The 26780-nt window shown below is 60.8% G+C and carries 23 protein-coding genes and 1 tRNA gene; 9 read left to right on the top strand and 15 right to left on the bottom strand.

Annotation, left to right across the window (positions count from 1 at the left end; all coding sequences use genetic code 11):
* Positions 1 to 227: 227 nt before the first annotated feature.
* Together EZI54_RS21230 and EZI54_RS21235 are read right to left on the bottom strand one after the other, a co-directional pair.
* Positions 228 to 1805: a methyl-accepting chemotaxis protein gene (locus EZI54_RS21230; RefSeq protein ID WP_131483896.1), complete on the bottom strand. Its 1578-nt coding sequence runs from the start codon at positions 1803 to 1805 to the stop codon at positions 228 to 230.
* Between the two features lie 275 nt (positions 1806 to 2080).
* On the bottom strand, positions 2081 to 2590 hold the full coding sequence (locus tag EZI54_RS21235; RefSeq protein ID WP_131483897.1) for a MarR family winged helix-turn-helix transcriptional regulator: 510 nt from the start codon (positions 2588 to 2590) through the stop codon (positions 2081 to 2083).
* A gap of 573 nt (positions 2591 to 3163) precedes the next feature.
* On the opposite strand from EZI54_RS21235, the gene EZI54_RS21240 reads away from it, so the two are divergent.
* The 6 genes from EZI54_RS21240 (at position 3164) to EZI54_RS21265 (ending at position 9260) form a co-directional block, all read left to right on the top strand.
* Complete coding sequence (locus EZI54_RS21240) at positions 3164 to 4057, top strand: TPR end-of-group domain-containing protein (protein WP_242674553.1); 894 nt, start codon at positions 3164 to 3166, stop codon at positions 4055 to 4057.
* Positions 4058 to 4258: 201 nt separating this feature from the next.
* Positions 4259 to 5371, top strand: a complete 1113-nt coding sequence (locus tag EZI54_RS21245; protein ID WP_131483898.1) for a branched-chain amino acid ABC transporter substrate-binding protein — start codon at positions 4259 to 4261, stop codon at positions 5369 to 5371.
* A 210-nt stretch (positions 5372 to 5581) separates the two neighbouring features.
* Positions 5582 to 6508, top strand: a complete 927-nt coding sequence (gene livH / locus EZI54_RS21250; RefSeq protein WP_131483899.1) for a high-affinity branched-chain amino acid ABC transporter permease LivH — start codon at positions 5582 to 5584, stop codon at positions 6506 to 6508.
* Positions 6508 to 7800 (top strand): high-affinity branched-chain amino acid ABC transporter permease LivM, encoded by a 1293-nt coding sequence (locus tag EZI54_RS21255; protein WP_131483900.1) that lies wholly within the window; start codon positions 6508 to 6510, stop codon positions 7798 to 7800. Before livH ends, EZI54_RS21255 begins: the two co-directional genes overlap by 1 nt.
* Entirely contained in the window at positions 7793 to 8548 is a 756-nt protein-coding gene (gene livG, locus EZI54_RS21260; RefSeq protein WP_131483901.1) for a high-affinity branched-chain amino acid ABC transporter ATP-binding protein LivG, read from the top strand. Before EZI54_RS21255 ends, livG begins: the two co-directional genes overlap by 8 nt.
* Before the next feature lie 10 nt (positions 8549 to 8558).
* Entirely contained in the window at positions 8559 to 9260 is a 702-nt protein-coding gene (locus tag EZI54_RS21265; protein ID WP_131483902.1) for an ABC transporter ATP-binding protein, read from the top strand.
* Between the two features lie 74 nt (positions 9261 to 9334).
* Here the strand turns inward: EZI54_RS21265 and EZI54_RS21270 are convergent, their stop codons facing one another.
* The gene (locus tag EZI54_RS21270) at positions 9335 to 9763 is read right to left on the bottom strand and encodes a hypothetical protein (RefSeq protein ID WP_123635329.1); all 429 of its coding nucleotides are present in this window, start codon (positions 9761 to 9763) and stop codon (positions 9335 to 9337) included.
* A 312-nt stretch (positions 9764 to 10075) separates the two neighbouring features.
* Here EZI54_RS21270 and EZI54_RS21275 point away from each other — a divergent pair, with 312 nt between their 5' ends.
* The 3 genes from EZI54_RS21275 (at position 10076) to EZI54_RS21285 (ending at position 13357) form a co-directional block, all read left to right on the top strand.
* A complete protein-coding gene (locus tag EZI54_RS21275; protein WP_123635328.1) occupies positions 10076 to 10537 on the top strand; it encodes a DUF3015 domain-containing protein in 462 nt (153 codons plus the stop codon).
* Between the two features lie 88 nt (positions 10538 to 10625).
* A complete protein-coding gene (locus tag EZI54_RS21280; RefSeq protein ID WP_242674552.1) occupies positions 10626 to 12506 on the top strand; it encodes an Lnb N-terminal periplasmic domain-containing protein in 1881 nt (626 codons plus the stop codon).
* On the top strand, positions 12476 to 13357 hold the full coding sequence (locus EZI54_RS21285; RefSeq protein WP_131483903.1) for an alpha/beta hydrolase: 882 nt from the start codon (positions 12476 to 12478) through the stop codon (positions 13355 to 13357). The genes EZI54_RS21280 and EZI54_RS21285 overlap by 31 nt, the downstream gene beginning before the upstream one ends.
* A gap of 208 nt (positions 13358 to 13565) precedes the next feature.
* Here EZI54_RS21285 and pnp read toward each other — a convergent pair whose 3' ends face one another.
* The 12 genes from pnp to folP form a co-directional block, all read right to left on the bottom strand.
* On the bottom strand, positions 13566 to 15680 hold the full coding sequence (gene pnp, locus EZI54_RS21290; RefSeq protein WP_131483904.1) for a polyribonucleotide nucleotidyltransferase: 2115 nt from the start codon (positions 15678 to 15680) through the stop codon (positions 13566 to 13568).
* 488 nt (positions 15681 to 16168) lie between these two features.
* Positions 16169 to 16438 (bottom strand): 30S ribosomal protein S15, encoded by a 270-nt coding sequence (gene rpsO, locus EZI54_RS21295; protein ID WP_123636121.1) that lies wholly within the window; start codon positions 16436 to 16438, stop codon positions 16169 to 16171.
* A gap of 84 nt (positions 16439 to 16522) precedes the next feature.
* A complete protein-coding gene (gene truB / locus EZI54_RS21300) occupies positions 16523 to 17431 on the bottom strand; it encodes a tRNA pseudouridine(55) synthase TruB (RefSeq protein ID WP_131483905.1) in 909 nt (302 codons plus the stop codon).
* Positions 17428 to 17841 (bottom strand): 30S ribosome-binding factor RbfA, encoded by a 414-nt coding sequence (gene rbfA / locus EZI54_RS21305; protein WP_131483906.1) that lies wholly within the window; start codon positions 17839 to 17841, stop codon positions 17428 to 17430. The genes truB and rbfA overlap by 4 nt, the downstream gene beginning before the upstream one ends.
* 130 nt (positions 17842 to 17971) lie before the next feature.
* On the bottom strand, positions 17972 to 20527 hold the full coding sequence (gene infB / locus EZI54_RS21310) for a translation initiation factor IF-2 (protein WP_131483907.1): 2556 nt from the start codon (positions 20525 to 20527) through the stop codon (positions 17972 to 17974).
* A 19-nt stretch (positions 20528 to 20546) separates the two neighbouring features.
* Positions 20547 to 22040 carry a transcription termination factor NusA gene (gene nusA, locus EZI54_RS21315; RefSeq protein WP_131483908.1) on the bottom strand — a complete coding sequence of 498 codons (1494 nt, stop codon included), beginning with the start codon at positions 22038 to 22040 and terminating at the stop codon, positions 20547 to 20549.
* Between the two features lie 43 nt (positions 22041 to 22083).
* A complete protein-coding gene (rimP, locus tag EZI54_RS21320) occupies positions 22084 to 22545 on the bottom strand; it encodes a ribosome maturation factor RimP (RefSeq protein ID WP_131483909.1) in 462 nt (153 codons plus the stop codon).
* A 359-nt stretch (positions 22546 to 22904) separates the two neighbouring features.
* Positions 22905 to 22989, bottom strand: a tRNA-Leu gene (locus EZI54_RS21325).
* A gap of 7 nt (positions 22990 to 22996) precedes the next feature.
* Positions 22997 to 23434, bottom strand: a complete 438-nt coding sequence (gene secG / locus EZI54_RS21330) for a preprotein translocase subunit SecG (RefSeq protein ID WP_131483910.1) — start codon at positions 23432 to 23434, stop codon at positions 22997 to 22999.
* A gap of 11 nt (positions 23435 to 23445) precedes the next feature.
* Positions 23446 to 24192 (bottom strand): triose-phosphate isomerase, encoded by a 747-nt coding sequence (gene tpiA / locus EZI54_RS21335; protein ID WP_131483911.1) that lies wholly within the window; start codon positions 24190 to 24192, stop codon positions 23446 to 23448.
* An 83-nt stretch (positions 24193 to 24275) separates the two neighbouring features.
* The gene (gene glmM, locus EZI54_RS21340; protein WP_131483912.1) at positions 24276 to 25622 is read right to left on the bottom strand and encodes a phosphoglucosamine mutase; all 1347 of its coding nucleotides are present in this window, start codon (positions 25620 to 25622) and stop codon (positions 24276 to 24278) included.
* Positions 25619 to 26452, bottom strand: a complete 834-nt coding sequence (gene folP, locus EZI54_RS21345) for a dihydropteroate synthase (RefSeq protein WP_131483913.1) — start codon at positions 26450 to 26452, stop codon at positions 25619 to 25621. Before folP ends, glmM begins: the two co-directional genes overlap by 4 nt.
* Positions 26453 to 26780: the final 328 nt, after the last annotated feature.

The raw sequence follows: 26780 nt of genomic DNA on the forward strand, positions 1-26780 counted from the left end.
GCCAAAGAAGGTGTTCGACCGCCTGTCTCTGGTCAGTTTGCTGGATACGATAAACCGGCTTCAGAGCCAATCATGAACCGCCGTGGTACGGAACCGTATGCCCGGTGGTGTGAGAGGACGGGGGAGGTGACTCCCCCTCCTACTCGATTCCAAAAAAGACGTCACCAAGGATTCCCTTCTCGAATGCCGGGGCGGTCGCCCCGGCACGGGCCATAGCCGACATTCGGTTAACGCCGCCCGATAAACCGGCCGACCAGGTCGCGCAGCCCATCGGAGAAACGCATCAGTTCCTCGCTCACCTTGTCGGCGGTTTCCGCCCGATCGGTGCTGTTATCTGCCAGCTCCGCGATATTGACCACCTGACGGTTGATCTCCTCTGATACCTGGCTCTGCTGCTCAACGGCCGCCGACATCTGCAGGAACCGATCGGTGATCCGGCTGATCGCCTCCACAATCTCGTTCAGCGCCCGCTCGGACTCACGCACCTTATCCAGGCCGGAACCCGCAACGACCTCGCCGTCCCGCGCAGCGCTCACGGCGGTTTCCACCTGCTGACGGAAATCCTCGATGACGTTGTGGATCTGTGTCGTACTCTCCCGCGTTCGGGCAGCCAGTGACCGCACTTCATCCGCGACCACGGCAAAGCCGCGCCCCTGCTCACCCGCCCGGGCCGCCTCGATAGCCGCGTTCAGGGCCAACAGGTTGGTTTGCTCCGCGATGTCGGAAATCAGCTTGGCGGCCTGACCGATACTCTCCGTCGACTGTCCCAGCGTTTCGACAGCATTGCCGACTTCGTGCACCCGTTCGACCAGTTGCTCGATCGCCTTCAAGGCCTGGCGTGACAGGTCCATCCCCTGCGACGCGTGCTCGTTCGCCGCTTCGGCTTCCTTGGCGTTGCGACCGACGTTCTCCGCCACCTCCTGGATCGATGCCGTCATCTCATTGATGGCCGACGCCGTCTGGTCCGTCTCCGCCCGCTGCTTGGCGATGTACCCGGCGCCCTCGTTGATCGCCCTGTGGCTGGTGGAGGCGTGACCGGCCAGGATCCCGGCCTGATCCTCGATCCGGGCCAGGGCCGTACGCAGGCGGGCCTCTTCACTTACCAGCAGCATGGCCAGCTCACCGAACCGTCCGCGCTGGTCGGTATAGGTCATGGCGATCAGCGGATCGGCAAACGCATCCTTGCGCAGGTCCACCAGCCCAAGGATTCGACGCTCGATCAATCCCCTCAGCGAGAATCCGGCCACCAGATGCGCCAGCACAATGATGGCGACAGCAATCGCCGGCGATGTCCACTGCACAGCCAGTACACTGGCCACCAGCGAGCCCAGTACCGGCAGGCTGACCATGATGCTGTTACGCAGGTTGCCACGCCTGACCAGCGCGGCTCCCGTCTTGCCGGCGTTAATCCTGCGATAGAGTTCTTCCGAGCGACGCTTCTGGCCCTCTGTCGGCGCCGTGCGCACCGACTCGTAACCGACGATCCGGCCGTCTTCCCGTATCGGGGTGACGTATGCGCTGACCCAGTAATGGTCGCCATTCTTGCAACGGTTCTTGACGACGCCCATCCAGGCTTTGCCGGCCTTGAGCGTGTCCCACATATGCTTGAAGACCGGCGGCGGCATATCCGGATGCCGGATAATGTTGTGGGCCTGCCCCATCAGTTCCTCGCGGGAGAAGCCGCTGATGTCCACGAATTCGTCATTGCAGTAGGTGATCACGCCCTTGAGGTTCGTGGTCGTGATCAGGCGGCCACCTTCTGCCATTCGAACTTCGCGTTGGGTAACGGGAAGGTTACGTCTCATAGACTGACTCAATCCTTATTGTTGGCTGCGACACACTTCCATACGTGCCTCTGTAGCCACTATAGACCCTCGGGAGGAATTTCCAGCTTTCTCTCACGGGTGAATGAAACACGACCGCGGTTCCGTTATACGTAACCCAGGTCAATCGTTGCCGTAACCGTTTGTAACAATTACAGAACCAGCCTGGAACGATCCACGGAACACCTGGCCGCAGGTATCGGCCAGGCGTAGAGGATATTTAGGGAGGGGAAAGAAAAAAGTGACAAAGTGCCACGTCAACCAGCGGACTGCTTCCTGCGACCTTTCCAGCCATCCTCACGGTTGATCGGCCCCACGTCCAGAACCGGGGACGCATCGATGCTGTCGGCGTCCATCATGCTGGCGACACGCTGCAGGGACGCAACGATCATGCTCTGCTCCCACTCGTGAAGGCTCTGGAATTTCTGGATGAAATCCTCTTGCAGCGGCTGCGGCGCCTGGGCCAACAGCTCTGCCCCTTCCTCCGTCAGGTGGGCATGGACCTTGCGCTTGTCCGTGGTGCTGCGCACCCGGTAGACCAGTTTGCGATGCTCCAGCCGGTCGAGGATGGTGGTAACGGTCGCCTGGCTCAGGCTGACCTTGTCCGCGATCGTGCCGATGGTGACCTGCCCCAGGTCACGGATGGTCCGCATGATCAGCAACTGCGGTGCCGTGAGGCCGGCATGTTTGCTGAGGCGTTTCGAGTGAAGGTCGGTGGCCCGAATCACCCGACGAAGAGCGACTAGCACCTGCTCATAGTTGTTCATGACTGTATCCCACGCTACCGGCTCGGCGAGCTCGCGATTATAGTGCGCTATCTTTTTTGAGTACAAAACTTTGCTGTCAGACATCACGGCAGAAAAGCGGTTTGGACGCCGGTCATGCAGACGGGGAGCAGGAGCACGGCAACCGTACTCGCCCCCAAGCGCGCAGACATCTGTTCCCGGCGCGGGCGAGTCGGCTATCCGCAGCCCATTCGGGCGGTCTACACTGTCCTGATGACTTTCCGGCTTTGCGGACACGGCGCTCAGGATTTACAGAACCATTATTTATAACTCTAACTATTTGCTCGCTCAAAGTCTAATCAGGCCCGTGCACGGGCCTTTGCCTGGGCGCCCGCACTGAGGCACTATGCTCTGGCCTGGGCGCGGGCATGTCTTCGGGACCGGCGGAGAAATCCCGTGCAAACATTTATGCTTCAAAAGAAACACAGGACGGCCATGACGACGCTGACGATCCGTTTTTCTGCCATACGCAACTCCCGCGCTTGCCACTGGCTGGTATCCGCCGTGACCGGACTGCTGCTGGCACTGGCGACGGCCTCAATACACGCCCAGGACATGGAAGCGCCGGACTCCAACGCGGCGGTTACCGCACAAGGCGACACCCCGACAAAGGCCACGGCAGAGGATGTCAAGGAACGCATCAACCACCTGAAAGAGCCACTCTATAACCCATTCGTCGAAAGATACCTGCTGGACCAGGTCAAGGACCTGCGCACCGAGATCCAGAGCACCCGGGCCGAACTGATCGAGAAGGTGGTGGACAAGGAACTGACCGTGGCCGACAAAACCATGTCCTACGCCACCGACACGGTCACCTACTTCTTCTACCTCATCGCGGGCGCCACCTCTATTCTCGTCGTCATCGGCTGGAATTCCATCCGGGATATGCGCAACCAGCTGGCCAGCGTGGCGGAAAAACGCGTCAACGAACTGGTGGTGGAGTACGAGAAACGCCTCAAGTTCATCGAGGAGCAACTGCAGCAGAAATCCGACATCATCAATCGCAACCAGGAAGAGATCGAGCGCACCAACGAAGTGCACTCCCTGTGGCTCAAGGCCAGTCAGGAAACCTCCCAGCAGAACAAGATTACGGTGTACGACCAGATCCTCGACCTGCGGCCGGACGACGTGGAAGCGCTCAGCTACAAGGCCGACGCCGTATTGGAACTGAACGAACCGCTGTGGGCCATCAGCCTGTGCCTGCGCGCCCTGAAGCTGGCGCCGGAAAACGGCCATCCGCATTACCAGCTGGCCTGCGCCTATGCCGAGATCGGCCGCTGGGAGGACGCCATCAAGAGCCTGGCCAGCGCGATCGAAATCTCCGAGGCCTACCGGGACGACGCGTCGGTGGATCCCAGCTTTGCCCGGCTCAAGGACTTCGAACAGTTCAAGCAGTTGATCAGCCCGGAGGAGATCGAAGAGGTGGCCCCCACGACCCCACCAACGTGATTCTGGCACGATCCCTGCCGGTTTAACGCACATCGCGCCCCGGACGCGACGAATGAATTCATCATCATTCCCCGGAGCGCTTTCTTGACAACGAAGAACGTGTGGTGTTTGTTAGTCTCATCGCTACGCGCGCTGAGGCTCGGCGTGGCTAAAAAAACACCAAAAATGTTCTCAGTGATATTCAAGGCAGGACAAACCAAAATGAAAATCAAACTGAACAAGCTTGTAGTCGGGGTAGGCGCATCGCTGGCCGTTATGGCCGCAGGGGCCGCGAATGCGGACATCAAGATCGGTATTGCAGGTCCGATGACCGGTCCGGTAGCCCAGTACGGCGACATGGAGTTCTCCGGCGCGCGCATGGCCATTGAACAGATCAACGCCAATGGCGGCGTTATGGGCGAGAAGCTCGTCGCCGTTGAGCAGGATGACGTGTGTGACCCGAAGCAGGCGGTCACCGTTGCCAACAACATGGTTAACGAAGGCGTCCGCTTCGTTGTCGGCCACCTGTGCTCCAGCTCCACCCAGCCCGCTTCGGACATCTACGAGGACGAAGGCGTCCTGATGATCACTCCGGCCTCCACCAGCCCGGCCATCACCGATCGCGGCTATGAGCTGGTCTTCCGTACCATCGGCCTGGACAGCATGCAGGGGCCGGTCGCCGGCAACTACATCGCCAGCCTGAAACCCGAGCGCGTGGCCGTTATCCACGACAAGCAGCAGTACGGTGAAGGCATCGCCAGCGCGGTCAAGTCCACCCTGGAAGACGACGGCATCAACGTGGTGATGTACGAAGGCATCACGGCCGGCCAGAAAGACTTCTCTTCCCTGGTCACCAAGCTTAAGCAGGCCAACGTGGACTTCGTCTACTACGGCGGCTACCACCCGGAGCTGGGTCTGATCCTGCGTCAGGCGCAGCAGGCTGGCCTGGACGCCCAGTTCATGGGCCCGGAAGGCGTGGGTAACAAGGACATCAACACCATCGCCGGCGACGCAGCCGAAGGCCTGCTGGTCACCCTGCCGCCGAGCTTCGACCAGAAAGCCGAGAACCAGAAGCTGGTCAAGGCGTTTCAGGACAAGGGTGAAGACCCGTCCGGTCCGTTCGTGCTGACCTCCTACGCGGCAGTTCAGCTGATTGCCGACGGCATCGAGAAAGCCGATTCCAAGGATCCGTATGAAGTGGCTGCCGCCCTGCGCGAAGGCACCTTCGACACGCCGATCGGCGAAGTTCAGTACGACCAGTCCGGCGATCTGAAGTCATTCGACTTCGTTGTCTACAAATGGCATTCAGATGGCAGCAAAACTCCGGTAAAATAATCACCGTTAAAAATCGGTAATGGACGATGAAGAAGGGAACGGCCCATAGCCACGCCCTTCTGAGGACACCTTCCCCTCACGAGGGGGAAGGTGTTTTTTTGGAACCCTGGTTGCGAATCATGGACGTAAGCGTTTGGGCACCCTGCGACAAGCAGCTTTACGAACCTTGATGCGGCACCCGGGGTTTTTCTTTATCGGAGTTTTCCCACAATGCACGACGTAATGTACTTTCTCCAACAGCTGATCAACGGGCTGACGGTAGGAAGCGCGTATGCCCTGATCGCCATCGGCTACACGATGGTGTACGGCATCATCGGCATGATCAACTTTGCCCACGGTGAGATCTACATGATCGGCGCCTATGTCTCGCTGATCGTCATCACCGGCCTGGCCGTGACCAGCCCTGCCTGGATCCCGCTGGTCCTGCTGGTCGCCCTGATCTGTGCCATCATCGTTTCCAGCTCCATGGGCTGGGCGGTGGAGCGCATCGCCTATCGCCCCGTCCGCGGACAACACCGGCTGATCCCGCTGATTTCCGCCATCGGCATGTCCATCTTCCTGCAGAACTACGTTCACCTGGCCCAGGGCTCGCGCAACATCGGTTTCCCCCTGCTGATCGAGGGTGGCATTTCACTGGGTGGCAGTGGCGGCGGCTTCCAGGCCAACCTGTCCTACATGCAGTTGACCATTTTCATCGTCACCCTGGTCTGCATGACCGGCCTGTCCCTGTTCATTTCCCGCTCCAAGACCGGGCGTGCCTGTCGCGCCGTGTCCCAGGATCTCAAGATGTCCAGCCTGCTGGGTATCGATACCAACCGGATCATCGCGGCCACCTTCGTGATCGGCGCTGCCCTGGCGGCCGTCGCCGGTCTGCTGCTGGGCATGTATTACGGCTCCATCGATCCCTTGTTCGGTTTTATCGCTGGCCTGAAGGCCTTCACGGCGGCGGTTCTGGGCGGTATCGGCAGCATCCCGGGCGCCATGTTGGGCGGCCTGGTACTGGGCGTGGCGGAGAGTTTCACTTCGGGTTACCTGAGCGGTGAATACAAGGACGTAGTCTCCTTCGGACTGCTCATCCTGATCCTCCTGTTCCGGCCCACCGGCCTCCTCGGCAAACCGGAAGTGGAGAAGATTTGATGGTTGCACAGAATTTCCGGCATGCGCTGTTCTGCGCATTCATAACACTGATTATTTCCTACCCCATCCTGGGGCTGAACCTGGAAGCCCGGGGCGTCAGCATCACCCTGACTGGTGCCGAAACCCAGACCTATGTGGGTATAGCCCTGGCGGTGGTGATCGTCTTCCTGTTCCAGCTGTTCCGTCCGGCCATCATGGAGACACTCGGTCAGGTCAAGGCCATCAACCCGATGATCAATCGCGAGCCGATGCCCCAGGAGAAGCGCGTCAAGTTTGAGCGCTTCGCCCTGATCCTGATTGTGCTGGGCGCCATGTTCTGGCCGTTCATTGCCTCCCGGGGTGCAGTCGACCTGGCCACGCTGGTGCTGATCTACATCATCCTCGGCCTGGGACTGAATGTGGTGGTGGGCCTGGCGGGCCTGCTGGACCTGGGCTATGTGGCGTTCTACGCCGTGGGGGCCTATACCTTCGGCCTGCTGTTCCAGTACTACGGTTTCTCCTTCTGGATGTCCCTGCCGATCGGGGCCCTTCTGGCGGCCACCTTCGGCTTTGTGCTGGGCTTCCCGGTACTGCGGCTGCGAGGCGACTATCTCGCCATCGTGACCCTCGGGTTCGGCGAGATCATCCGCATCCTGCTGAACAACCTGACGGACCTGACCAACGGTCCGGACGGTATCGGCGGGATCCCGGATCCCACCCTGTTCGGCATGGAGTTTGGCCGCCGGGTGAAGATCGAGGGCAACACCTCGTTCCACGAAGTGTTCAACATTCCCTACGACAGCGCCCACAAGGTGATCTTCCTGTACCTGATCACCCTGATCCTGGCCGTGTTCACCCTGCTCGTCATCCGGCGCCTGATCCGCATGCCGGTAGGCCGCTCGTGGGAAGCACTGCGGGAAGATGAAATCGCCGCCCGCTCGCTGGGCCTGAGCCGCACGGCGGTCAAGCTGTCCGCGTTCACCATCGGTGCATTCTTTGCCGGTTTCGCCGGGACCATCTTCGCGTCCAAGCAGGGCTTTATCAGCCCGGAGTCGTTCGTCTTCCTCGAGTCCGCCATCGTGCTGGCCATCGTGGTGCTGGGCGGTATGGGCTCCCAGTTGGGGGTTATCCTGGCCGCCATCGCCGTCACCATCCTGCCCGAACTGGCCCGCGAGTTCTCGGAATACCGGATGCTGGTGTTCGGTGCCGCCATGGTGCTGATGATGGTCTGGCGCCCGCAGGGGTTGCTACCTATGACACGGGTCCACATCAACCTCAAGAAACAGGAAGCGGGAGTGACCGACCATGCTTGAAGTACGCGACCTGTCGATGCGTTTCGGCGGCCTGCTGGCCGTGGACCAGGTGTCCCTGGATGTGGGCGAGCGTGAGATCGTTTCCATCATTGGTCCCAACGGGGCCGGTAAGACCACGGTGTTCAACTGCATCAGCGGTTTCTACCGCCCCAGCGGCGGCACCATCACGTTCAAGGGGCGTCCGATCCAGGGCAAACCGGATTACAAGATCTCCCGCATGGGTATGGTACGGACGTTCCAGCACGTCCGCCTGTTCAGCAGGATGACGGTGGTGGAAAACCTGCTGGTGGCCCAGCACCGTCACCTGAACACCAACCTCTTCGCCGGCCTGATCAAGACACCGGACTACCGCAAGCGCGAGGAAAAATCCCTGGAGCGGGCCGCCTACTGGCTGGAGCGCGTTGGTCTGATGGAGATGGCCAACCGCGACGCCGGCAACCTGGCCTATGGTCAGCAGCGCCGTCTGGAAATCGCCCGCTGCATGGTCACCGAGCCGGAAGTGCTGATGCTCGACGAGCCGGCCGCCGGCCTCAACCCGAACGAAACCCGGGAGCTCAACGAGCTGATCGTCAGCCTCAAGGAGGACTATTGCGTCTCCGTGCTGCTGATCGAGCACGACATGAGCCTGGTCATGGGCATATCCGATCGCATCAATGTCATCAACCAGGGGCGCCCCCTGGCCTGTGGCACACCGGAGGAAATCCGGACCAACGACGATGTGATCAAAGCCTACCTGGGCGAGGAGTAAGGGAGTCACCATGCTGGTACTTGAAAATATCCATACCCACTACGGCAAGATCGAGGCGCTGCATGGCGTCTCCGTCGAGATCAAGAAGGGCGAGATCGTCTCCCTGATCGGGGCCAACGGCGCCGGGAAAACCACGTTGCTGATGACCGTGTGCGGCGATCCCCAGGCCAGTTCCGGCCGGGTCCTGTTCCAGGGCGAGGACATCACCCACAAGCCGACGGCCCAGATCATGCGCTCCGGCATCGCCATCGTGCCGGAAGGCCGCCGCGTGTTTCCGGGCCTGACGGTGGAGGAAAACCTGCATATGGGTGGCTTCTTCACTTCCAAGCAGGAGGTCCGCAGGAGTCAGGACCACGTGTTCGAACTCTTCCCGCGGCTGAAGGAGCGCCGTAACCAGCGCGCCGGCACGATGTCCGGTGGTGAGCAGCAGATGCTGGCCATCGGCCGTGCCCTGATGACCAAGCCGGAGATGATCATCCTCGACGAGCCGTCACTGGGGCTGGCGCCGCTGATCATCAAGCAGATCTTCGAGATCATCAGCAGTCTGCGCGACGAGGGCATCACGGTTTTCCTGGTGGAGCAGAACGCCAAACAGGCCCTGAAGCTGGCCGATCGGGGTTACGTGCTGGAAACCGGTCGCATCCGCCTTGAGGACAGCGGGGCCAACCTGCTGGCCAACGAGGATGTGCAGAAGGCCTACCTCGGCGGCTGACCCCCGCCGGACAGGCACAAAAAAGCCGGGCAATCTGCATTGCCCGGCTTTTTTGAGCGGAAGACGCGAGAGACTCAGTCAACGCTCTTGATGGTGCCCTTGTACCCTTCCACGGTCACGTCAATGGTGCCGTAAACCAGGTAGTCCTGCTTCTTGACGGTGTAGCGCGGGGCTACGATCACGTCAGCACCTGAGGACTTGATGGCATTGTAGGCCGCAGCGGCCTTGACCGGTGCTACCGCATCCAGGACGGACAGCGCAGAGCCGCCACCCTGACCGTACGCCACGCCATCGGCGTACTCGTTGTCACCACCGACTGTGAAGAACAGGATTTTGGTGGCGTGGGACTTGCCGGTGATCTTCTCACCCACATCGATATCGGCCTTGATATCGGTGCTTACAGTACCTGCCAGCGGTACCGGAGTGGAACTGACGTTCATGGAGCTACAGCCGCTCAGGGCGCCGGCCAGCAACAGGCTGGATGCAATCAGTGCTTTTTTCACAACTACTCTCTCCGTGTGTCATAAATGAGCCGTCTTGGCGGGGCGCACTATAAATAAGTGACCGGCATATTACAAATGATAAATTAAAAATTATTTTTTATAGCGAAAAAGAATATATGTTATCGCCGTGTTCATTTTTTTACTTCTATTATCAGTCAATTGTGGCCGATTTAATCATTACGCCGCAGATCTGAACTATACTCGGAGCAACGGTCAGGTACGCCGCGACATACAAAGCGGAAAGAGCAGAAACGTCAGGGCCGTTAGTCAATGTTTTCAGATCGATGACATAACACGACAAGGAGTTGGACAATGAAAAAACTGATCGCAGGCGCCATGCTTCTGGGTGCATCCAGTCTTGCCTTTGCACAGCCGGGTTGTGGCGTTGGCGCCATGATCTGGAAGGGCCAGTCCGGTATTGCCCCCCACGTACTGGCCGCCACGACCAACGGAACGCTGGGTAACCAGACCTTCGGTATGACCACCGGTACCCTGGGCTGCAATACCAACGAGTCGATCCAGTCCATGGCCATGTATATGGACAGCAACGTCGACAAGGTTGCGCGTGACATGTCTCGCGGCGAAGGTGAGAACCTGGACACCCTGGCGGTACTCCTGAACATCGACAAGGCGGATCGCCCTGAATTCCGCAAGCTGATGCAGGACAACTTCGCCACCATCTTCCCGTCCTCAGACACCACCTCAGACCAGGCGGTTTCAGCCATCGTTGCCCTGATGGAATCCCATGAGGGACTGAGCAAGTACGTCGCCTAACCAAGACAGGCGCCACGGACGGTAACCGGCACCAGGGACGGTGCCTCAACCGGCTTCGGCCAACCTACCCAGAACCATCCGAGATGACATGCAACGACGTCTGATGTCGGGGCGCACTCCCCGTTTGCTGGCCGCCTTTTGCACACTATTGTGTCTGTCCAACGCCGAGGCTTCAGAACCACTGGAGCAGCTGGCGCATGATCCCGTCTGGCTGAACCTGGGGCACTACCGGCCCGACCTGCTCGGCGGCTATACGTCGCAAGCCGATGACGATGCCTTTTTCCTGAGTCCGGAGGGCAAGGATTCACCGCTGGCCGAACTGAAGGCGACACTCACCGCCATCCAGGCTCCCGGTTCCGGCGATGATCATGCCCGCTGCCGCTTTCCCGCCCGGGATCAGTGGCTGCGTACGCGGCTCGATATGCCCGCACCGCCCGCCGACTGCCCGGCCTATGAAACCTGGCGCGACGAGCTGAACACCAAGACCGTCACACTGGTCTTTGCGGCCTCCTACCTGAACAGTCCGTCGTCCATGTTCGGGCATACCTTCCTGCGACTGGATCCGGCCGATACCCGCGATCGCGATGCGGACCTGCTGCTGGCCAGCACCGTCTCCTATGCGGCCGATGCCTCGGCCCACGACAGCGAGATCATGTTCGCCTATCGAGGGATTTTTGGCGGCTACCCGGGCATCACCTCGGTCAAGCCCTATTACGAGAAGATCAAACTCTACTCGGACATCGAAAACCGCGACCTGTGGGAATACCGGCTGAACCTCACCCCGGAAGAAACCGACCGGCTGCTGGCCCACGCCTGGGAAATCCGGGACAAGAACTTCGACTACTACTTCTTCGACGAGAATTGCGCCTATCGGCTGCTGGCACTGATCGACGTGGCTCGCCCCGGCACACAACTCTTGGACGAAGTGAACACTCACGCTATCCCGTCGGACACGGTCCGCTGGGTGGTGGATCATGACCTGGTGGCTTCGGTGAACTACCGGCCGTCCTCGGCCACCGTTGTTGCTCATTACCTTGAGCAGCTCTCACCGGAGCAGCGGGATCTGGCCGCCGACCTCACCGAGGGATCCCGCACGGTGGACAGCCCGGAGATTCAGGCCCTGCCGGATGAAGATCGGGCGCACGTGCTCGACGCCACCTACGATTACGTCCGCTACGAAGCCCATGAGGAAGAGTGGCCCCGCGACAGGGCAGCCCCACTGTCCTACGACCTGCTCAAGGCACGCAGCCAAATCGACGATGCCGAACCGCTGAAACAGCCGCCGGAACCAGCGGTGCGCGACGACCAGGGCCACGACACCTTTCGCGCCAGCGTCGCCGGCGGTCGCCAGGGCGGCCGCAACTTCGTCCAGCTGACCCTGCGCCCGGCCTACCACGACGTCCTCGATCCGCCCGAAGGCTATCGTCAGGGGGCCCAGCTGCAGTTCCTGCGCCTGGATACCCGCTATTACACGGATAAAGACGAGTTGCAGCTGGAGAAATTGATCGGCGTGGAAATCCGCTCCCTGTCCGTGCGCGACCGCTTTTTCACTCCCCTGTCCTGGCAGGTGGGCTTCGGTGCCCGGCGGACCGACATCGAATCCGGCAACCGGGTGCTCACCCCTTACCTCGACGGCGGTGCCGGTTTCGGCTGGGCCACGTCCGATCAAAGCCAGATCTACGCCATGGGGACCGGCGACCTGGAAATCGACGACGACCTGGACAAGGGCTACGACCTGGCGCCCGGAGCCGATCTGGGCTGGCTGTACCAGGGGCATCGGGTCAGCGTGACCGGCGGCGTCAAAAGCAAGGCCTGGCTGATCGGCGACGGCGACCGGGAAGACATTGCCTACGCCAGCCTCGGCTGGCACCTGGAGCGCAACATCGGCTTGAGCGCCGGCTGGGAACGCAAACACCATTTCGAAAGGTATGACACCACATGGCAGATCGGAATCAACGCGTACTTCTGAGCCTTTGCCTGTCGCTAACGCTGCTGTCGCTGGGCGGTTGTTCGAGCCTGTTCTTCTACCCGGACAGCACGGTCTACATCACCCCGGACCGGCTTGACCTGAACTACCGGGATGTCTATCTGGATACCGTCGACGGGGAACACCTGCACGGCTGGTGGCTGCCCGCAGAAGGTGAGGATCACGGCACGGTCTACTACCTGCACGGCAACGCCCAGAACATGAGCAGCCATATCCTCAACGTCGCCTGGCTGCCCCGGGAAGGCTATAACGTCTTCATGATCGATTATCGCGGCTTTGGCGAGTCGACCGGTGATCCGGATATCGAAGGCGCCCTGGCGGACACCGAGGCCGGTTTTCGCTGGCTCGTCCAGCAGCCGGACAGCGGCCCGTATTATCTGCTGGGCCAGAGCCTGGGCGGCGGATTGGGATTGATGCTGGCCGCCGAGTGGACCCAGCGCCAGGAGCAACCGCCACTGACGGCCGTGGTGCTGGACAGCACGTTCGCCGGCTTCCGCGCCATCACCCGGGAAAAACTGGACAGCTTCTGGCTCACCTGGCCGTTCCAGATCCCGCTGAGCTGGACCATCCCGGACGACTACGAGGGCGTCGACCACATCGCCGAGATCAGCCCGGTGCCGCTGATGGTGATTCACAGCATCCGCGACGGGATTATCCCCTTCCACAACGGCACAGCCCTCTACACCGCTGCCAAACAGCCCAAGCAGTTCCTGCAGACGGACACGCCCCATGCGTCGACGTTTGTGATTCCGGCGTATCGGGATGCGGTTGAAAGCTTCTTGAAAGAAGCCGCGGCGGGGGAGATTGCCGTGGGCTCGAAGGACCCAGATTGACAGCCTGGCGCTCGATGCAGATACAGGGGCACCTGGCGGCGCCTCAGAAGCTGAAGCATCTGCTACACGCTCGGGGTTAACGCAGAATGTAGCCGACGCTTTAGCTTCGGAGCAGCCTGCAAGGCTGCCCTCTCTCTCGGCGCCGACCATTCGCCAGACACAAAAAAGCCGCCCCGAGGGGCGGCTTTTTCACTTCCGGGGCCTGAAATCAGGCGCCAAAATCGGTCGGCTGCTCGCCTTCCTTCACTTCCTTCATGGACAGCTTGACGCGGCCGCGGTTGTCCACATCCAGCACCTTGACCAGCACTTCCTGGCCTTCGCTGAGCTCGTCGGTGACGTTCTCGATGCGACGCTCGGCGATCTGGGAGATGTGCACCAGACCGTCCTTGCCCGGCAGGATGTTGACGAACGCGCCGAAATCGACGATCCGCGCCACGGTACCCTTGTAGATGGCCCCCACCTCGATTTCCGCGGTGATTTCCATCACACGCTTCTGGGCGGCCTGGGCAGACTCCTGGTTGTCGGCGTAGATCTTGACGTTGCCGTCGTCGTCCAGGTCGATGGACGCGCCGGTTTCATCGCAGATCGCACGGATTACGGAGCCACCCTTGCCGATCACGTCGCGGATCTTGTCCGGATGGATCTTCATGCTGGTGATGCTCGGGGCACGGTCGGACAGGGTCGCACGCGGCTCGGAGATGACCTTGGCCATTTCACCCAGGATGTGCAGACGGGCAGCGTGTGCCTGTTCCAGGGCGATTTCCATGATCTCTTCGGTGATACCGTTGATCTTGATGTCCATCTGCAGCGCGGTGACCCCTTCAGAGGTACCGGCCACCTTGAAGTCCATGTCGCCCAGGTGATCCTCGTCACCCAGGATGTCGGTCAGGACCGCGAACTGGTCGCCTTCCTTGACCAGACCCATGGCGATACCGGCCACCGGTGCCTTGATGGGCACGCCGGCGTCCATCAGCGCCAGGCTCGAGCCACAGACAGACGCCATGGAGCTGGAACCGTTGGACTCCGTGATCTCGGAGACGGCACGGATGGTGTACGGGAACTCTTCCATGGTCGGCATGACCGCAGCCACACCCCGCTTGGCCAGACGGCCGTGGCCGATCTCGCGACGGCCCGGGGCGCCAACGCGACCGGTTTCGCCCACGCTGTAGGGAGGGAAGTTGTAGTGGAACAGGAACGGATCCTTTCTCTCACCTTCCAGCGCGTCGATGATCTGCATGTCGCGGGCAGTACCCAGCGTCGTGGTCACGATCGCCTGGGTCTCGCCGCGGGTGAACAGGGCGGAACCGTGGGTGCTCGGCAGGACACCGACTTCGATCTCGATCGGACGGACCGTCTTGTTGTCACGACCGTCGATACGCGGCTTGCCTTCGATGACCTGGCGACGAACGATAGACTTCTCGAGCTTGCCGAAGTAGGCCTTCACTTCAGCCTCGTCGGGCTGGCCTTCCTCTTCACCGGCAAGTTTCTCGACCGCATGCGCACGGATCTCGCCCAGACGAGTGTAGCGTTCCATCTTGTCACGGATGCCGTAGGCTTCGGTGATGGCGCCGGAGAATTCGGCTTTCAGGGCATCGGCCAGCTCGGTGTTCACAGCGACCGGTTGCCAGTCCCAACGCGGGTGGCCGGCTTCGGCGGCCAGCTCACGGATGGCGGTGACGGCTGTTTGCATTTCCTGGTGCGCGAACAGGACCGCGCCCAGCATCTGGTCTTCGGTCAGGCCCTGGGCTTCGGATTCCACCATCAGCACCGCATCTTCGGTACCAGCCACGACCATATCCAGCTTGGAATTTTCCAGCTGTTCGAAGGTCGGGTTCAGGAAGTAGCCGCCTTCGTCGGTGTAGCCAACGCGGGACGCACCGACCGGGCCGTCAAACGGTACACCGGACAGGGCCAGTGCCGCAGAGGCCGCCAGCATGCCGGCGATATCCGGATCCTGGGTCTTGCTGGAGGACATGACGGTACAGATGACCTGTACTTCGTTCATGAAACCGTTCGGGAACAGCGGGCGGATCGGACGGTCGATGAGGCGGGAGGTCAGCGTCTCTTTCTCGGACGGACGGCCTTCGCGCTTGAAGAAACCACCCGGGATCTTGCCGACCGCGTAGGTCTTCTCGAAGTAGTTGACGGTCAGTGGGAAGAAAGGCTGGCCCGGCTTCGCTTCTTTCGCCGCAACCACGGTCCCCAGTACGGAAATGTCGTCGATGGTCACCAGGACGGAGCCGGTGGCCTGACGTGCGATACGGCCGGTTTCAAGCGTGACCGTCTTGCCGCCCAGTTCAAATGATTTCTTTACCGGATTCACGGTAACTCCTTACTCTTCTTGGCATATTCCGGTTCCCTGAAGGAACCCCTGTGATCACCACCACAGGACCGAGGCTCTGGACTTACCGGACTGAAAGCTAACAGGCTGTTGAAAGGCGCCGCCGGGCGGCAGGGGCGACTTTCAACAACCTGCTATTGTTTGGGCTTTCATCACCGACCGGTTCGTCGGTAAAGCTCGGGCATCCTGTTGTGGTTCATGTGTGCCGGCAGGACTGACCCAACCCGGTAACGTCTGTTCACCAGGCTGGCACCCCAGGCCGACAGCGTCGGCATTGTTCCGGCCACCCCCCGTGTTGTCGAGGGAATGGTCCGGCACACTGTTGAGACAGTGTAGACGGGCGAGAGATCCTGCCCGGAGAGCCTGAACTCTCCCGGCAGACCCGGTACCCGCCCTGCTCCGGCCATCGATGTGGCTGAGAGCCGAAAGCGGAACTGCGATACCGGTTCAGAGAGCGACGTGACCGTCGATCAACGACGCAGACCAAGGCGCTGGATCAGGTCCAGGTAGCGATCGGCGTTTTTCTTCTTCAGGTAGTCCAGCAGCTTACGACGCTGGTTAACCATCCGAATCAGACCGCGGCGGGAATGGTGATCCTGCTTGTTGGTCTTGAAGTGATTCTGCAGCTTGTCGATGTTGGCGCTCAGCAGTGCAACCTGAACTTCAGGAGAACCGGTGTCGCCTTCACCTTGCTGAAAATCATTGACGATCTGTGACTTCTCTGCGGCAGACAGTGCCATAACTCACCTCACTATTTGCGATGCCATTGATTCGGCCGGACCGCGCATCTCTACAGCCCGGCTAGAGCCTTCCCACAAGTGTGTTCAGGCCTGCTTTACCAGACGCCGGGGCGTAACCCGGTCATCCGGTAACTGTTCACCCAACCCGAGGAAGCGGTCGCCTCCATAGAGACGCACCCATCCGGGCGGATGACCCGTCATTTTAACGGGTTGTCCGTTCAATATCGATACAATCTGCGCGTCCTGCAGCAGAATTTTCGGAAATTCCGTAAGCGCCGCATCGACGGGCACCAGCAACGGGTCCAGCGATTCGCCGGCTTCCCGGCGCGCGTCCAGGTCACTCACGTCATAGGCCTGTTCGAGACCGAACCCGGCCGCTCGGGTCCGTCGCAATTGCGTGACGTGCGCCCCACAACCCAGAACCTCACCGATGTCCTCAACGAGAGACCGAATATAGGTGCCCTTGCTGCAGGTGACGGCAATATCGAAATTCTCGCCATCGAAAGCGAGCAGCGTCAACTCATGGATGGTGACCGGGCGGGCCGGACGCTCAATCTCGATGCCTTCGCGGGCGTACTCATACAGCGGGCGCCCCTTGTACTTGAGCGCCGAGTACATGGATGGGACCTGCTCGATATCGCCCCGGAAACGGGGCAATAGCGCTTCAATAGCCGCCATGTCGAGACCTTCCGGCAGCGGCTTCTCGGCCATGACGTTGCCGTCGCTGTCACCACTGTCCGTAATGATCCCCAGGCGGCCGCGGGCGACGTAGGACTTGTCGCTGTCGAGCATCAGCTGGGAGAACTTGGTGGCCTCGCCAAAGCACAGAGGCAGCACGCCGGTCGCCAGCGGGTCAAGGCTACCGGTATGGCCGGCCTTGGCAGCGCCGTAGAGGCGTTTGACCTGCTGCAGGACGGCGTTCGACGTCACCCCCTGGGGCTTGTCAATCACCAGGATGCCGCTGACGTCACGACCGCGTCGACGCCGACTCAATCCCCGCTCTCCCCACTGTCGTCCGAACGACCCACGGCGGGCTTCCGGCCCACGGCCCGGTCGATCAGGCTGTCGATACGGCGACTCTGGCCGCCCAGGGTATCAAAATGGAAACGCAGCTGCGGGATCACCCGCAACTTCATGGCACGCCCCAACTGACTGCGCAGGAAACCGGCCGCCTTGCGCAGCACACCCAGGGAATCCTGGACAACCGGGTCCGCCTCGGTCAGCTCCTCGGTCGTCAGCAGCGAGATATAGACGTCGGCATATCCCAGGTCGCGACTGACCTTCACCGCATTGATGGTCACCATACCCAGACGCGGATCCTTGATCTCGCGCTGAACCATGACCGCCAGTTCCTTCTGGATCTGGTCGGCAACCCGCTCAACACGACTGAACTCTTTTGGCATTGTAACGCCCTGTCTCTCTGGAGGAGCCCTCAAGCTCCATCCTGTGGGGCCGGATATTGGCCCCTCTGAATGCACGGCGCCCCGGAAGTCCGGGGCGCCAGTCTTTTAGGGTCTTTGCATGTGCCCCGGATCAGCTGTCCAGCTGGCGCTCGACCCTGACACGGTCGAATACCTCGATCTGGTCGCCGACCTTCACATCGTAACCCTTAACGCCGATACCGCATTCCAGGCCTTTCTTGACTTCCTGGACGTCGTCCTTGAAGCGGCGCAGGGACTCGAGTTCACCCTCGAAGATCACCACGTTATCCCGCAGGACACGGATCGGTTTGTTACGGAAGACCGTACCCTCGGTCACCATACAGCCAGCCACCTGGCCAAACTTCGGTGAGCGGAACACGTCACGGACATCGGCAATACCCACGATTTCCTCGCGGAATTCCGGCGCCAGCATGCCGGTCAGCGCGGCACGCACATCATCGATCATGTTGTAGATGATGCTGTAGTAGCGCAGATCCAGACCTTCCTGCTCCACCAGACGCTTGGCAGAGGCATCAGCCCGCACGTTGAAGCCGAAGATCACCGAACCGGTGGCCAGCGCCAGGCTGACGTCGGTTTCGGCGATACCACCGACACCGGATGACACGATCTTGACCTGGACTTCCTCGTTGCCGATGTCCTGCAGGGCCTTGGTAATCGCTTCCAGGGAACCGCGAACGTCGGTCTTGAGCACGACATTGAGGGTCTTGACCTCGTCCTTACCCATGTTCTCGAACAGGTTCTCCAGCTTGGCCGCCTGCTGGCGCTGCAGACGCTGCTCGCGTTCACGCTTCTGGCGGAACTCGGCCAGCTCTTTCGCCTTGCGCTCGTCGGCGACAACGAAGAACTCATCACCGGCATCCGGGGTGCCGTTCAGGCCCAGGATCTCCACCGGAATCGACGGCCCGGCTTCCTTAACCTGCTGGCCGGCCTCGTTCATCATCGCCCGGACCTTACCGAAGTAGGCGCCGGCAACGACCATATCGCCCTGGCGAACGGTCCCGTTCTGAACCAGGATCGTGGCGACGGAACCGCGACCCTTCTCAAGGCTGGATTCCACAACCACACCCGCACCCGGCGCCGTGGGAACGGCTTCCAGTTCGAGGATTTCGGACTGCAGTAGCACGGCTTCCAGCAGGTCGTCGATGCCCTGACCGGTGTGCGCGGATACCGGGACGAACTGGACGTCACCGCCCCAGTCTTCCGGAATCACGTCCATACCCGCCAGTTCGTTCTTGATGCGATCCGGATCGGCCTGCTCCTTGTCCATCTTGTTGATGGCAACGACCAGGGGAACGCCGGCTGAACGCGCATGATCCACCGCTTCCTTGGTCTGCGGCATGACGCCGTCATCGGCCGCCACAACCAGGATGACGATGTCCGTACTCTGGGCACCACGAGCCCGCATGGCGGTAAACGCCGCGTGGCCCGGGGTGTCCAGGAAGGTAATCATGCCCTGGTCGGTTTCCACGTGGTAGGCACCGATGTGCTGGGTAATCCCGCCGGATTCGCCCGCGGCGACCTTGGTCCGGCGAATGTGGTCCAGCAGCGAGGTCTTGCCGTGGTCCACGTGGCCCATGACACTGATAACGGGCGCCCGCTTGACCTTTTCACCCTCGAAGGAAATCTCGCTGAGCACTTCCTCTTCGAAGGCGTCTTCGCTGGTGGTCCTGGGCTTGTGACCCAGTTCTTCGGTCACCAGCACAGCGGTTTCCTGGTCCAGGGCCTGGTTGATCGTGGCCATGACGCCCATACCCATCAGGGTCTTGATCACGTCGGCGGCCTTGACGGCCATACGCTGGGCCAGATCGCCCACCGTGATGGTTTCCGGAATTTCGACTTCACGCACCATTGGCTTGGTCGGCTTCTCAAATCCATGCCGCTTCTGTTTGGGCTTTTTCTTCGCCCGCAGCGGCTTGCGCAGGGTGGTATCGTCCTCGTCGTCACTCAGGGTGACCGGTTCCACAGGACGATTGCGAGGTCCGCGGTGACCCGCAGACTTTTTCTTCGGCTTGCCGTCTTCCGTTTCATCGGTACGCTCGCGGACCTTGTCCTTTTTCTTCTTGGTCTTGCGATCCTTACCGCCCTCAGCCTCCGGCGCTGGAATCGGCATCTCTTCGGCCGACTCTGACGCTGCCTCTTCCTCAACAGACGCTTCAGGTTCCGGTGCTGCAGGCGCTTCCGCAACTTCCGCTTCCGGCTTACCGGCTTCTTCAGCCGCCGGGGCCTGCTCTTCAGCGGGCTTCGTAGCCGGCGCGGATGCCGCTTCCGGTGCCGCAGACGCTTCTGCGGACGGCTGTTCTTCCGGGGCCGACTCCACCGGCTTTTCTTCCGGTTCCGGCTGCGGCGTTTCGCGCTTGATGTAGGTCCGCTTCTTGCGAACTTCAACGTTGACGGTCTTGGCACGCCCTGCGCCGGCACCGGCTTTCAGGGTCGTCGTGGTCTTACGCTTGAGCGTGATCTTGCGCGGTTCGGCATCGGCTTCGCCGTGATTCTTGCGCAGGAATGCCAGCAGTTGCTGCTTCTCGTCACTGCTGACGGCATCATCCTCAGAACGGGCTTTCAGGCCAGCCTCTACGATCTGGCGCAGCAAGCGATCCACGGGAGCGCCTACATCATCGGCCAGCTGTTTTACAGTTACTTCAGCCATACTGGTCCTCCTCTCCCGATTATTCCTGGTCCTGGAACCAGGGCGCACGTGCGGTCATGATCAACTGGCCCGCGCGCTCTTCATCCATACCTTCGATTTCCATGAGATCGTCCACAGACTGCTCTGCCAGGTCGTCCATGGTGCGCACCCCCATACCGGCCAGCTTGAAGGCCAGGGCACGGTCCATGCCGTCCATCTCCAACAGGTCCTGGGCGGGCTCCTGGCCCTCCAGGGCTTCCTCGCTGGCCAGGGCCTGGTTCAGCAGGCGATCCTTGGCGCGACGACGCAGCTCGGTCACGGTGTCTTCATCGAAACCTTCAATGGCCAACATTTCGTCCATGGGCACGTAAGCGACTTCCTCCAGCGTGGTGAAGCCCTCTTCGATCAGGACGCCAGCCAGCTCCTCATCGACATCGAGGTTATCGGTGAAATGGGTCAACAGACGGTTGAATTCCTGCTCCTGACGCTCACCGGCCTCTTCCTCGGTCATGACATTGAGCGTCCAGCCGGTCAGCTCACTGGCCAGGCGCACGTTCTGCCCATTGCGGCCGATGGCCTGGGCCAGGTTGTCCTCGGCGACGGCGACATCCATGGTCTGACGGTCTTCGTCCATCACAATGGAAGCCACATCGGCCGGCGCCATGGCATTGATCACCAGTTGCGCCGGATTGTCGTCCCACAGGACGATATCGACACGCTCACCACCCAGCTCATTGGATACCGCCTGGACACGCGAACCACGCATGCCGACGCAGGCACCCACCGGATCGATACGGCGATCGTTGGTCTTCACCGCAATCTTGGCGCGTGACCCCGGGTCCCGGGCGGCGCCACGGATCTCGATCAGGTCCTCGGCGATCTCCGGCACCTCAATACGGAACAGCTCGATCAGCATGGCCGGATTGGTGCGGCTCAGGATCAGCTGCGGGCCCCGATGATCCGTACGGATTTCCAGCAACAGGGCGCGCACCCGATCACCCATCCGGAAGGTTTCCCGCGGGATCAGCTGATCGCGTGGCAAAAGTGCTTCGGCGTTGGCACCCAGGTCCACGATCACGTTGTCACGGGTGACCTTCTTGACGGTACCGGAAACCAGCTCGCCTACGCGGTCGCGGTAGCTGTCGACGATCTTGGTGCGTTCAGCCTCGCGAACCTTCTGGAAAATAATCTGCTTGGCCGCCTGGGCACCGATCCGGCCGAAAGCCACGGATTCGACTTTCTCCTCGTGGATGTCGCCCGGCTGGAGCTTGTCGTCGATCTCCTCGGCTTCCTGCATGGTCAGCTCGGTACCGAGCGCCGGCACCGCGTCGTTATCCACCACCAGCCAGCGGCGGAACGTCTCGTAGTCACCGGTCTTGCGATCGATCTGGACGCGGATATCCGCTTCCTCTTCTTCGTAACGCTTCTTGGCTGCTGTCGCCAGGGCAAGTTCGATGGCCTCGAAAATGACCTCTTTTTCCACACCCTTCTCGTTGGAGACGGCTTCAACTACCAGCAAGATCTCTTTACTCATCAGATTGCCCTGCCCTTAACCCTTAGACTTGCAGTCAAACGAATCACTCAAAAACCGGAACGATGTTGGCTTTCTCGATGCCGTCGACGGGAAGCAGATACTCGTGATCGTCAACAACAACGACGACATCACTTCCCTCAACGCCCTTGAGGAGCCCTTCGAATTTGCGGCGTCCTTCGAACGCCATACGCAGGCGGATTTTGACTTTGTGCCCGGCCCAGGCCGCGTACTGCTCCAGTCGGAACAGCGGCCGGTCCATACCGGGCGAGGAAACTTCGAGGGTGTACTCGGTCTGGATCGGATCCTCGACATCCAGCACACCGCTGACCTGCCGGCTGACCGTTTCACAGTCCTCGACACTGATGCCGTTTTCGGCATCGTCAATAAAGACCCGGAGCATTGACTTGTGGCCTTGCGACCGAAATTCAATCCCCCAGCAGTCGTATCCCAGTCCCTCAATGACCGGCACCAGGATGTCTTCGAGTTGCTTTACCTTGGCTGACAAGTTGCTGTCATCTCCACTAGTCGGGCGGCATCTACCGGTCGATTCCGGCTACCCATGCCACCTTTACATGTCGCATAAACAAAAAAAGGGCCTGTTAATCAGCCCTTTTTCGTGCAATCGGGCCCATGCGCCAGGCCCCTGAACCAAAAGGCCCCAGATAATGCGGGGCCTCCTGAAGTCGTTACGTGCCAGAGAACATCAACATTACGTTTCCCTGCCGACAGACACCCAGCCTGCCTGAGCGGGACCGGACGTGGCCGATACCCACTGCAATAATCGCCGGAGTATAAGGACGCCGACAACACTGGTCAAGGACTGACCAAAAAAAACGGCTTGGTATTCCAAGCCGTTTCTAATAATGGTGCCGAAGGCCGGACTCGAACCGGCACGGCTTGCGCCACTACCCCCTCAAGATAGCGTGTCTACCAGTTCCACCACTTCGGCAACAACCTTACTCAAGCTCAGGCAGTGACGCCCCGTCACTACCGGCTTCAGAACCTTTCTCCTGGGCAGCCCCATCCGATTGCTCGGTTGACTTGCTGTCCTTGGCCGCCGGAGCCTCACTCTGCTCATCGGCCGCCTGCTTTTCCTGCGCCGCTGCCGGCGCCTGCTGGCTCGACGGAATGCCAGCCTCACCCGCCACTTCGGCGCGCTGCTTGGCAAACATGGCCAGCGTAAAACTCGTTACGAAGAACAGGATGGCAAGGAAAGTAGTTACCCGGGTCAGGAAGCTACCGCTTCCCTGACTGCCGAATACGGTCTGGGATGCACCACCACCAAAAGCCGCACCGGCATCGGCGCCCTTGCCCTGCTGAATCAGGACGAGACCCACCAGCGCCACCGCAATCACGACGTGCGCTACGACAACCAGTGTTTCCATCCAATCCATATCAAACTCTCTTAAATCGCCTTGCAGATGGCGAGAAAATCAGGCGCCTTCAATGAAGCGCCGCCAATCAGACCGCCGTCGATATCTGGCTGGGCAAACAATTCGCTGGCGTTGTCCGGCTTCACGCTTCCACCGTACAACAGCGTTATCTCCTGCTCCGGAGCACCCAACTCGCCCAGCAGGGAGCGGATGGCCTGATGCACGGCCTGGGCGTCTTCCGATGTGGCTGTCTTGCCCGTACCGATCGCCCAGACCGGTTCATAGGCCACAACAACCTGTTTCCACTGTTCTCCGGAAACCGACTTCAAGGCTTCCCGAAGCTGGGCACTGACCACTTCGACCGCCAGCCCCGCTTCCCTCTGCGCCAGGGTTTCACCGACACAAAGAATAATCTTCAATCCGGCGGCAATGCCCCGATCAACCTTCTCGGCAATCACCGCATCGGACTCACCGAACAGCTCCCGACGCTCCGAGTGGCCGACGATGGCGAATTCACACCCCACATCGACCGCCATCTGACCGGAAATCTCACCGGTATAGGCACCGGCATCCCAGGCGGCGATATTCTGCACTCCAACCCGGGCCTGCCCATTGAGCAGCTGCTGAACGCTTGCGACATACAGGGCGGGAGGAATGATAACAACCTCCGCTCCATTATCAAGCTCGACAATGCCCTCTCGCACCTCACCGACCAACGACCTGGCCAGTTCCAGCGAGCCGTTCATTTTCCAGTTGCCAGCTACAATCCTGCGTCGCATCAAACACCCTCATTTCAAGGGAGGGCGCACTATACAGCAGTCCGTCAACGGACACAACCGATAGCCACGCCCCCAAATGATTTTCAAACGGACGGGGAAGCCTTCACCACACCCGCCAGCTTCTCGGCCCACTGACGCATCTCGGTCTCGTCCTGACCTTCGGTCATGACACGAATCAGGGGCTCGGTGCCGGAGGCCCGCAGCAACACGCGTCCGGTTGCACCCATGGCGGCCTCGGCGGCCTTTACCGCCTCGGCGATGTCCGGGCGCGCCAGCGGATCGAAACGCTCGGCGACACGGACGTTGATCAGCACCTGCGGCAGACGGTTCATGCCCCGGCGCAGCGCCGATACCGTTTCCCCGGATCGCCAGGCAGCGAGCAGAACCTGCAGCGCCGAGACGATACCGTCCCCGGTGGTCGTACAGTCACGGACCACCAGGTGTCCGGAGCCCTCCCCGCCGATCTGCCAGCCGTTGGCCACCAGCCGCTCCATCACGTAACGGTCGCCAACCTGGGCCCGTTCGAAGGGGATGTTACGTTCCTTCAGGGCCAGCTCCACCCCCAGGTTGGTCATCAGGGTTCCGACGACGCCACCCTGGAGCCGGCCGTCCACCTGGCGCTGGGCGGCAATCATGAACATCAGCTCGTCGCCGTCGATCATCGAGCCATCGCGATCAATCATCAGCACCCGGTCGCCATCGCCGTCGAACGCGATCCCCAGATCGGCCTGCTCCTCGATCACCTTATCCCGCAAGGCGTCTAGGTGCGTCGACCCCACCTTGAGGTTGATATTGAGGCCATCCGGATTGTTACCGATCACACTGATGGTGGCACCCAGTTCCCGGAACACCTTGGGTGCCACGTGATAGGTGGCGCCGTGGGCGCAATCGAGCACGATGCGCATGCCCTCGAGCGTAAAATCGTTGGGCACCGTACTCTTGCAGAACTCCACATAGCGCCCGGGCGCATCGTCAATCCGCGAGGCCTTGCCAAGTTCGCGTGGAGCGCAGACCTCAATATCCCGATCCAGCCAGGACTCGATTTCGGCTTCCACCGCATCGTTGAGCTTGGTCCCCTGGGGCGAGAAGAACTTGATCCCGTTATCCTCATGCGGGTTGTGGGATGCACTGATCACGATCCCCGCCGAAGCCCGGAAAGTGCGGGTGAGATAGGCGATGGCCGGAGTCGGCATGGGCCCCAGCAAGGAAACGTCGACACCGGCGGCGGACAGTCCCGCCTCCAGGGCCGACTCGAACATATAACCCGACAACCGGGTGTCCTTGCCGATCAGCACCCGGTTGCGCTGACCGTCCTGTTTGAAAGCCTGGCCCGCGGCCCAGCCCAGCTTAAGCATGAAATCCGGCGTGATGGGTGCCGCACCCACATGCCCCCGAATTCCATCGGTTCCAAAGTATTTGCGCTCGCTCATGCAGTCGCTTCCTTCAACGCAGACACCACCTTAACGGCGTCCACGGTTTCCCTGACATCGTGCACGCGTATAATCGCGGCCCCCTTCATGGCGGCTATTGTCGCGACTGCGAGACCCGCAGGCAACCGGTCGGCCACATCACGGCCGGTAATCTGCCCCAGCATGGTCTTGCGCGACATGCCGACCAGCAAGGGATAGCCCAGCGCATGCATCTGGTCCAGCGCCTCCAGCAGCACCAGATTGTGCTCCAGGGTCTTGCCGAATCCATAACCGGGATCAAGGAGGATGCGCTCGGAGGAAATACCCGCCTCCCTGGCGGCAGCCACCCGATCCATGAGGAAACGCGACACCTCGGCAACAACGTTGTCATAGTGCGGCGCCTGTTGCATGGTGCCCGGTTCTCCCTGCATGTGCATCAGGCATACCGGAATACCCGCCGCCGCGGCGGCCTCCATCGCTCCCTCTTTCGTCAACGCGCGAACATCGTTAACCAGTCCGGCACCCAGCCGGGCCGTTTCCGTAATAACCTGGGGCGTACTCGTGTCCACGGAGACAACGACGTCGAATCGCGCGGCCACCGCTTCGACCACCGGGCAGACACGTTCCATTTCCTCTTCCGCGCTGACAACCGCCGCCCCCGGGCGGGTGGACTCCCCCCCGATATCGATAAACGCCGCGCCTTCACCTACCATTTTCTCAGCCTGGACCAGCGCGCTGTCCAACCGATGGAAGCGACCACCATCGGAGAAGGAATCCGGTGTCACGTTCAGGACACCCATCACCCGGGGACAGGAAAGATCGACACTGTGTCCGGCAAAATTCATTTCCATCGGCAGACTCCTCGTGTTGGCCAGGGCTCCCGGGCAGCACGGCATTGGGCGCACAGCCCGGTCCCGAGATCCCGGAAATGACGAAGTACAGCCTTCCGACCGCACCCCAATCGAGTAGGAGGGGGAGTCACCTCCCCCGTCCTCTCACACCACCGGGCATACGGTTCCGTACCACGGCGGTTCATGGTTGGCTCTGAAGCCGGTTCATCGTATCCAGCAAGCTTACCAGAGACAGGCGGTCGAACACCTTCTTGGGCAGGGCCGCGTTCATATGCGACGCGCCACTATTCCACCAAGGTCCACGACCATTCATCGCGCTTGTCCAAGC

The sequence above is a fragment of the Marinobacter halodurans genome (assembly GCF_004327985.1).
Taxonomy (GTDB): Bacteria; Pseudomonadota; Gammaproteobacteria; order Pseudomonadales; family Oleiphilaceae; genus Marinobacter_A; species Marinobacter_A halodurans.

Excerpts from the sequence above, each read along its gene's own strand:
- folP (WP_131483913.1), bottom strand. The coding sequence starts at position 26,452 with ATGGAAATGAATTTTGCCGGACACAGTGTCGATCTTTCCTGTCCCCGG.
- EZI54_RS21280 (WP_242674552.1), top strand. The coding sequence starts at position 10,626 with ATGCAACGACGTCTGATGTCGGGGCGCACTCCCCGTTTGCTGGCCGCC.
- tpiA (WP_131483911.1), bottom strand. The coding sequence starts at position 24,192 with ATGCGACGCAGGATTGTAGCTGGCAACTGGAAAATGAACGGCTCGCTG.
- EZI54_RS21240 (WP_242674553.1), top strand. The coding sequence starts at position 3,164 with ATGGAAGCGCCGGACTCCAACGCGGCGGTTACCGCACAAGGCGACACC.
- secG (WP_131483910.1), bottom strand. The coding sequence starts at position 23,434 with ATGGATTGGATGGAAACACTGGTTGTCGTAGCGCACGTCGTGATTGCG.
- EZI54_RS21230 (WP_131483896.1), bottom strand. The coding sequence starts at position 1,805 with ATGAGACGTAACCTTCCCGTTACCCAACGCGAAGTTCGAATGGCAGAA.
- EZI54_RS21265 (WP_131483902.1), top strand. The coding sequence starts at position 8,559 with ATGCTGGTACTTGAAAATATCCATACCCACTACGGCAAGATCGAGGCG.
- livG (WP_131483901.1), top strand. The coding sequence starts at position 7,793 with ATGCTTGAAGTACGCGACCTGTCGATGCGTTTCGGCGGCCTGCTGGCC.
- glmM (WP_131483912.1), bottom strand. The coding sequence starts at position 25,622 with ATGAGCGAGCGCAAATACTTTGGAACCGATGGAATTCGGGGGCATGTG.
- infB (WP_131483907.1), bottom strand. The coding sequence starts at position 20,527 with ATGGCTGAAGTAACTGTAAAACAGCTGGCCGATGATGTAGGCGCTCCC.
- EZI54_RS21245 (WP_131483898.1), top strand. The coding sequence starts at position 4,259 with ATGAAAATCAAACTGAACAAGCTTGTAGTCGGGGTAGGCGCATCGCTG.
- EZI54_RS21285 (WP_131483903.1), top strand. The coding sequence starts at position 12,476 with ATGGCAGATCGGAATCAACGCGTACTTCTGAGCCTTTGCCTGTCGCTA.
- EZI54_RS21255 (WP_131483900.1), top strand. The coding sequence starts at position 6,508 with ATGGTTGCACAGAATTTCCGGCATGCGCTGTTCTGCGCATTCATAACA.
- nusA (WP_131483908.1), bottom strand. The coding sequence starts at position 22,040 with ATGAGTAAAGAGATCTTGCTGGTAGTTGAAGCCGTCTCCAACGAGAAG.
- EZI54_RS21275 (WP_123635328.1), top strand. The coding sequence starts at position 10,076 with ATGAAAAAACTGATCGCAGGCGCCATGCTTCTGGGTGCATCCAGTCTT.
- EZI54_RS21235 (WP_131483897.1), bottom strand. The coding sequence starts at position 2,590 with ATGAACAACTATGAGCAGGTGCTAGTCGCTCTTCGTCGGGTGATTCGG.
- rpsO (WP_123636121.1), bottom strand. The coding sequence starts at position 16,438 with ATGGCACTGTCTGCCGCAGAGAAGTCACAGATCGTCAATGATTTTCAG.
- livH (WP_131483899.1), top strand. The coding sequence starts at position 5,582 with ATGCACGACGTAATGTACTTTCTCCAACAGCTGATCAACGGGCTGACG.
- rbfA (WP_131483906.1), bottom strand. The coding sequence starts at position 17,841 with ATGCCAAAAGAGTTCAGTCGTGTTGAGCGGGTTGCCGACCAGATCCAG.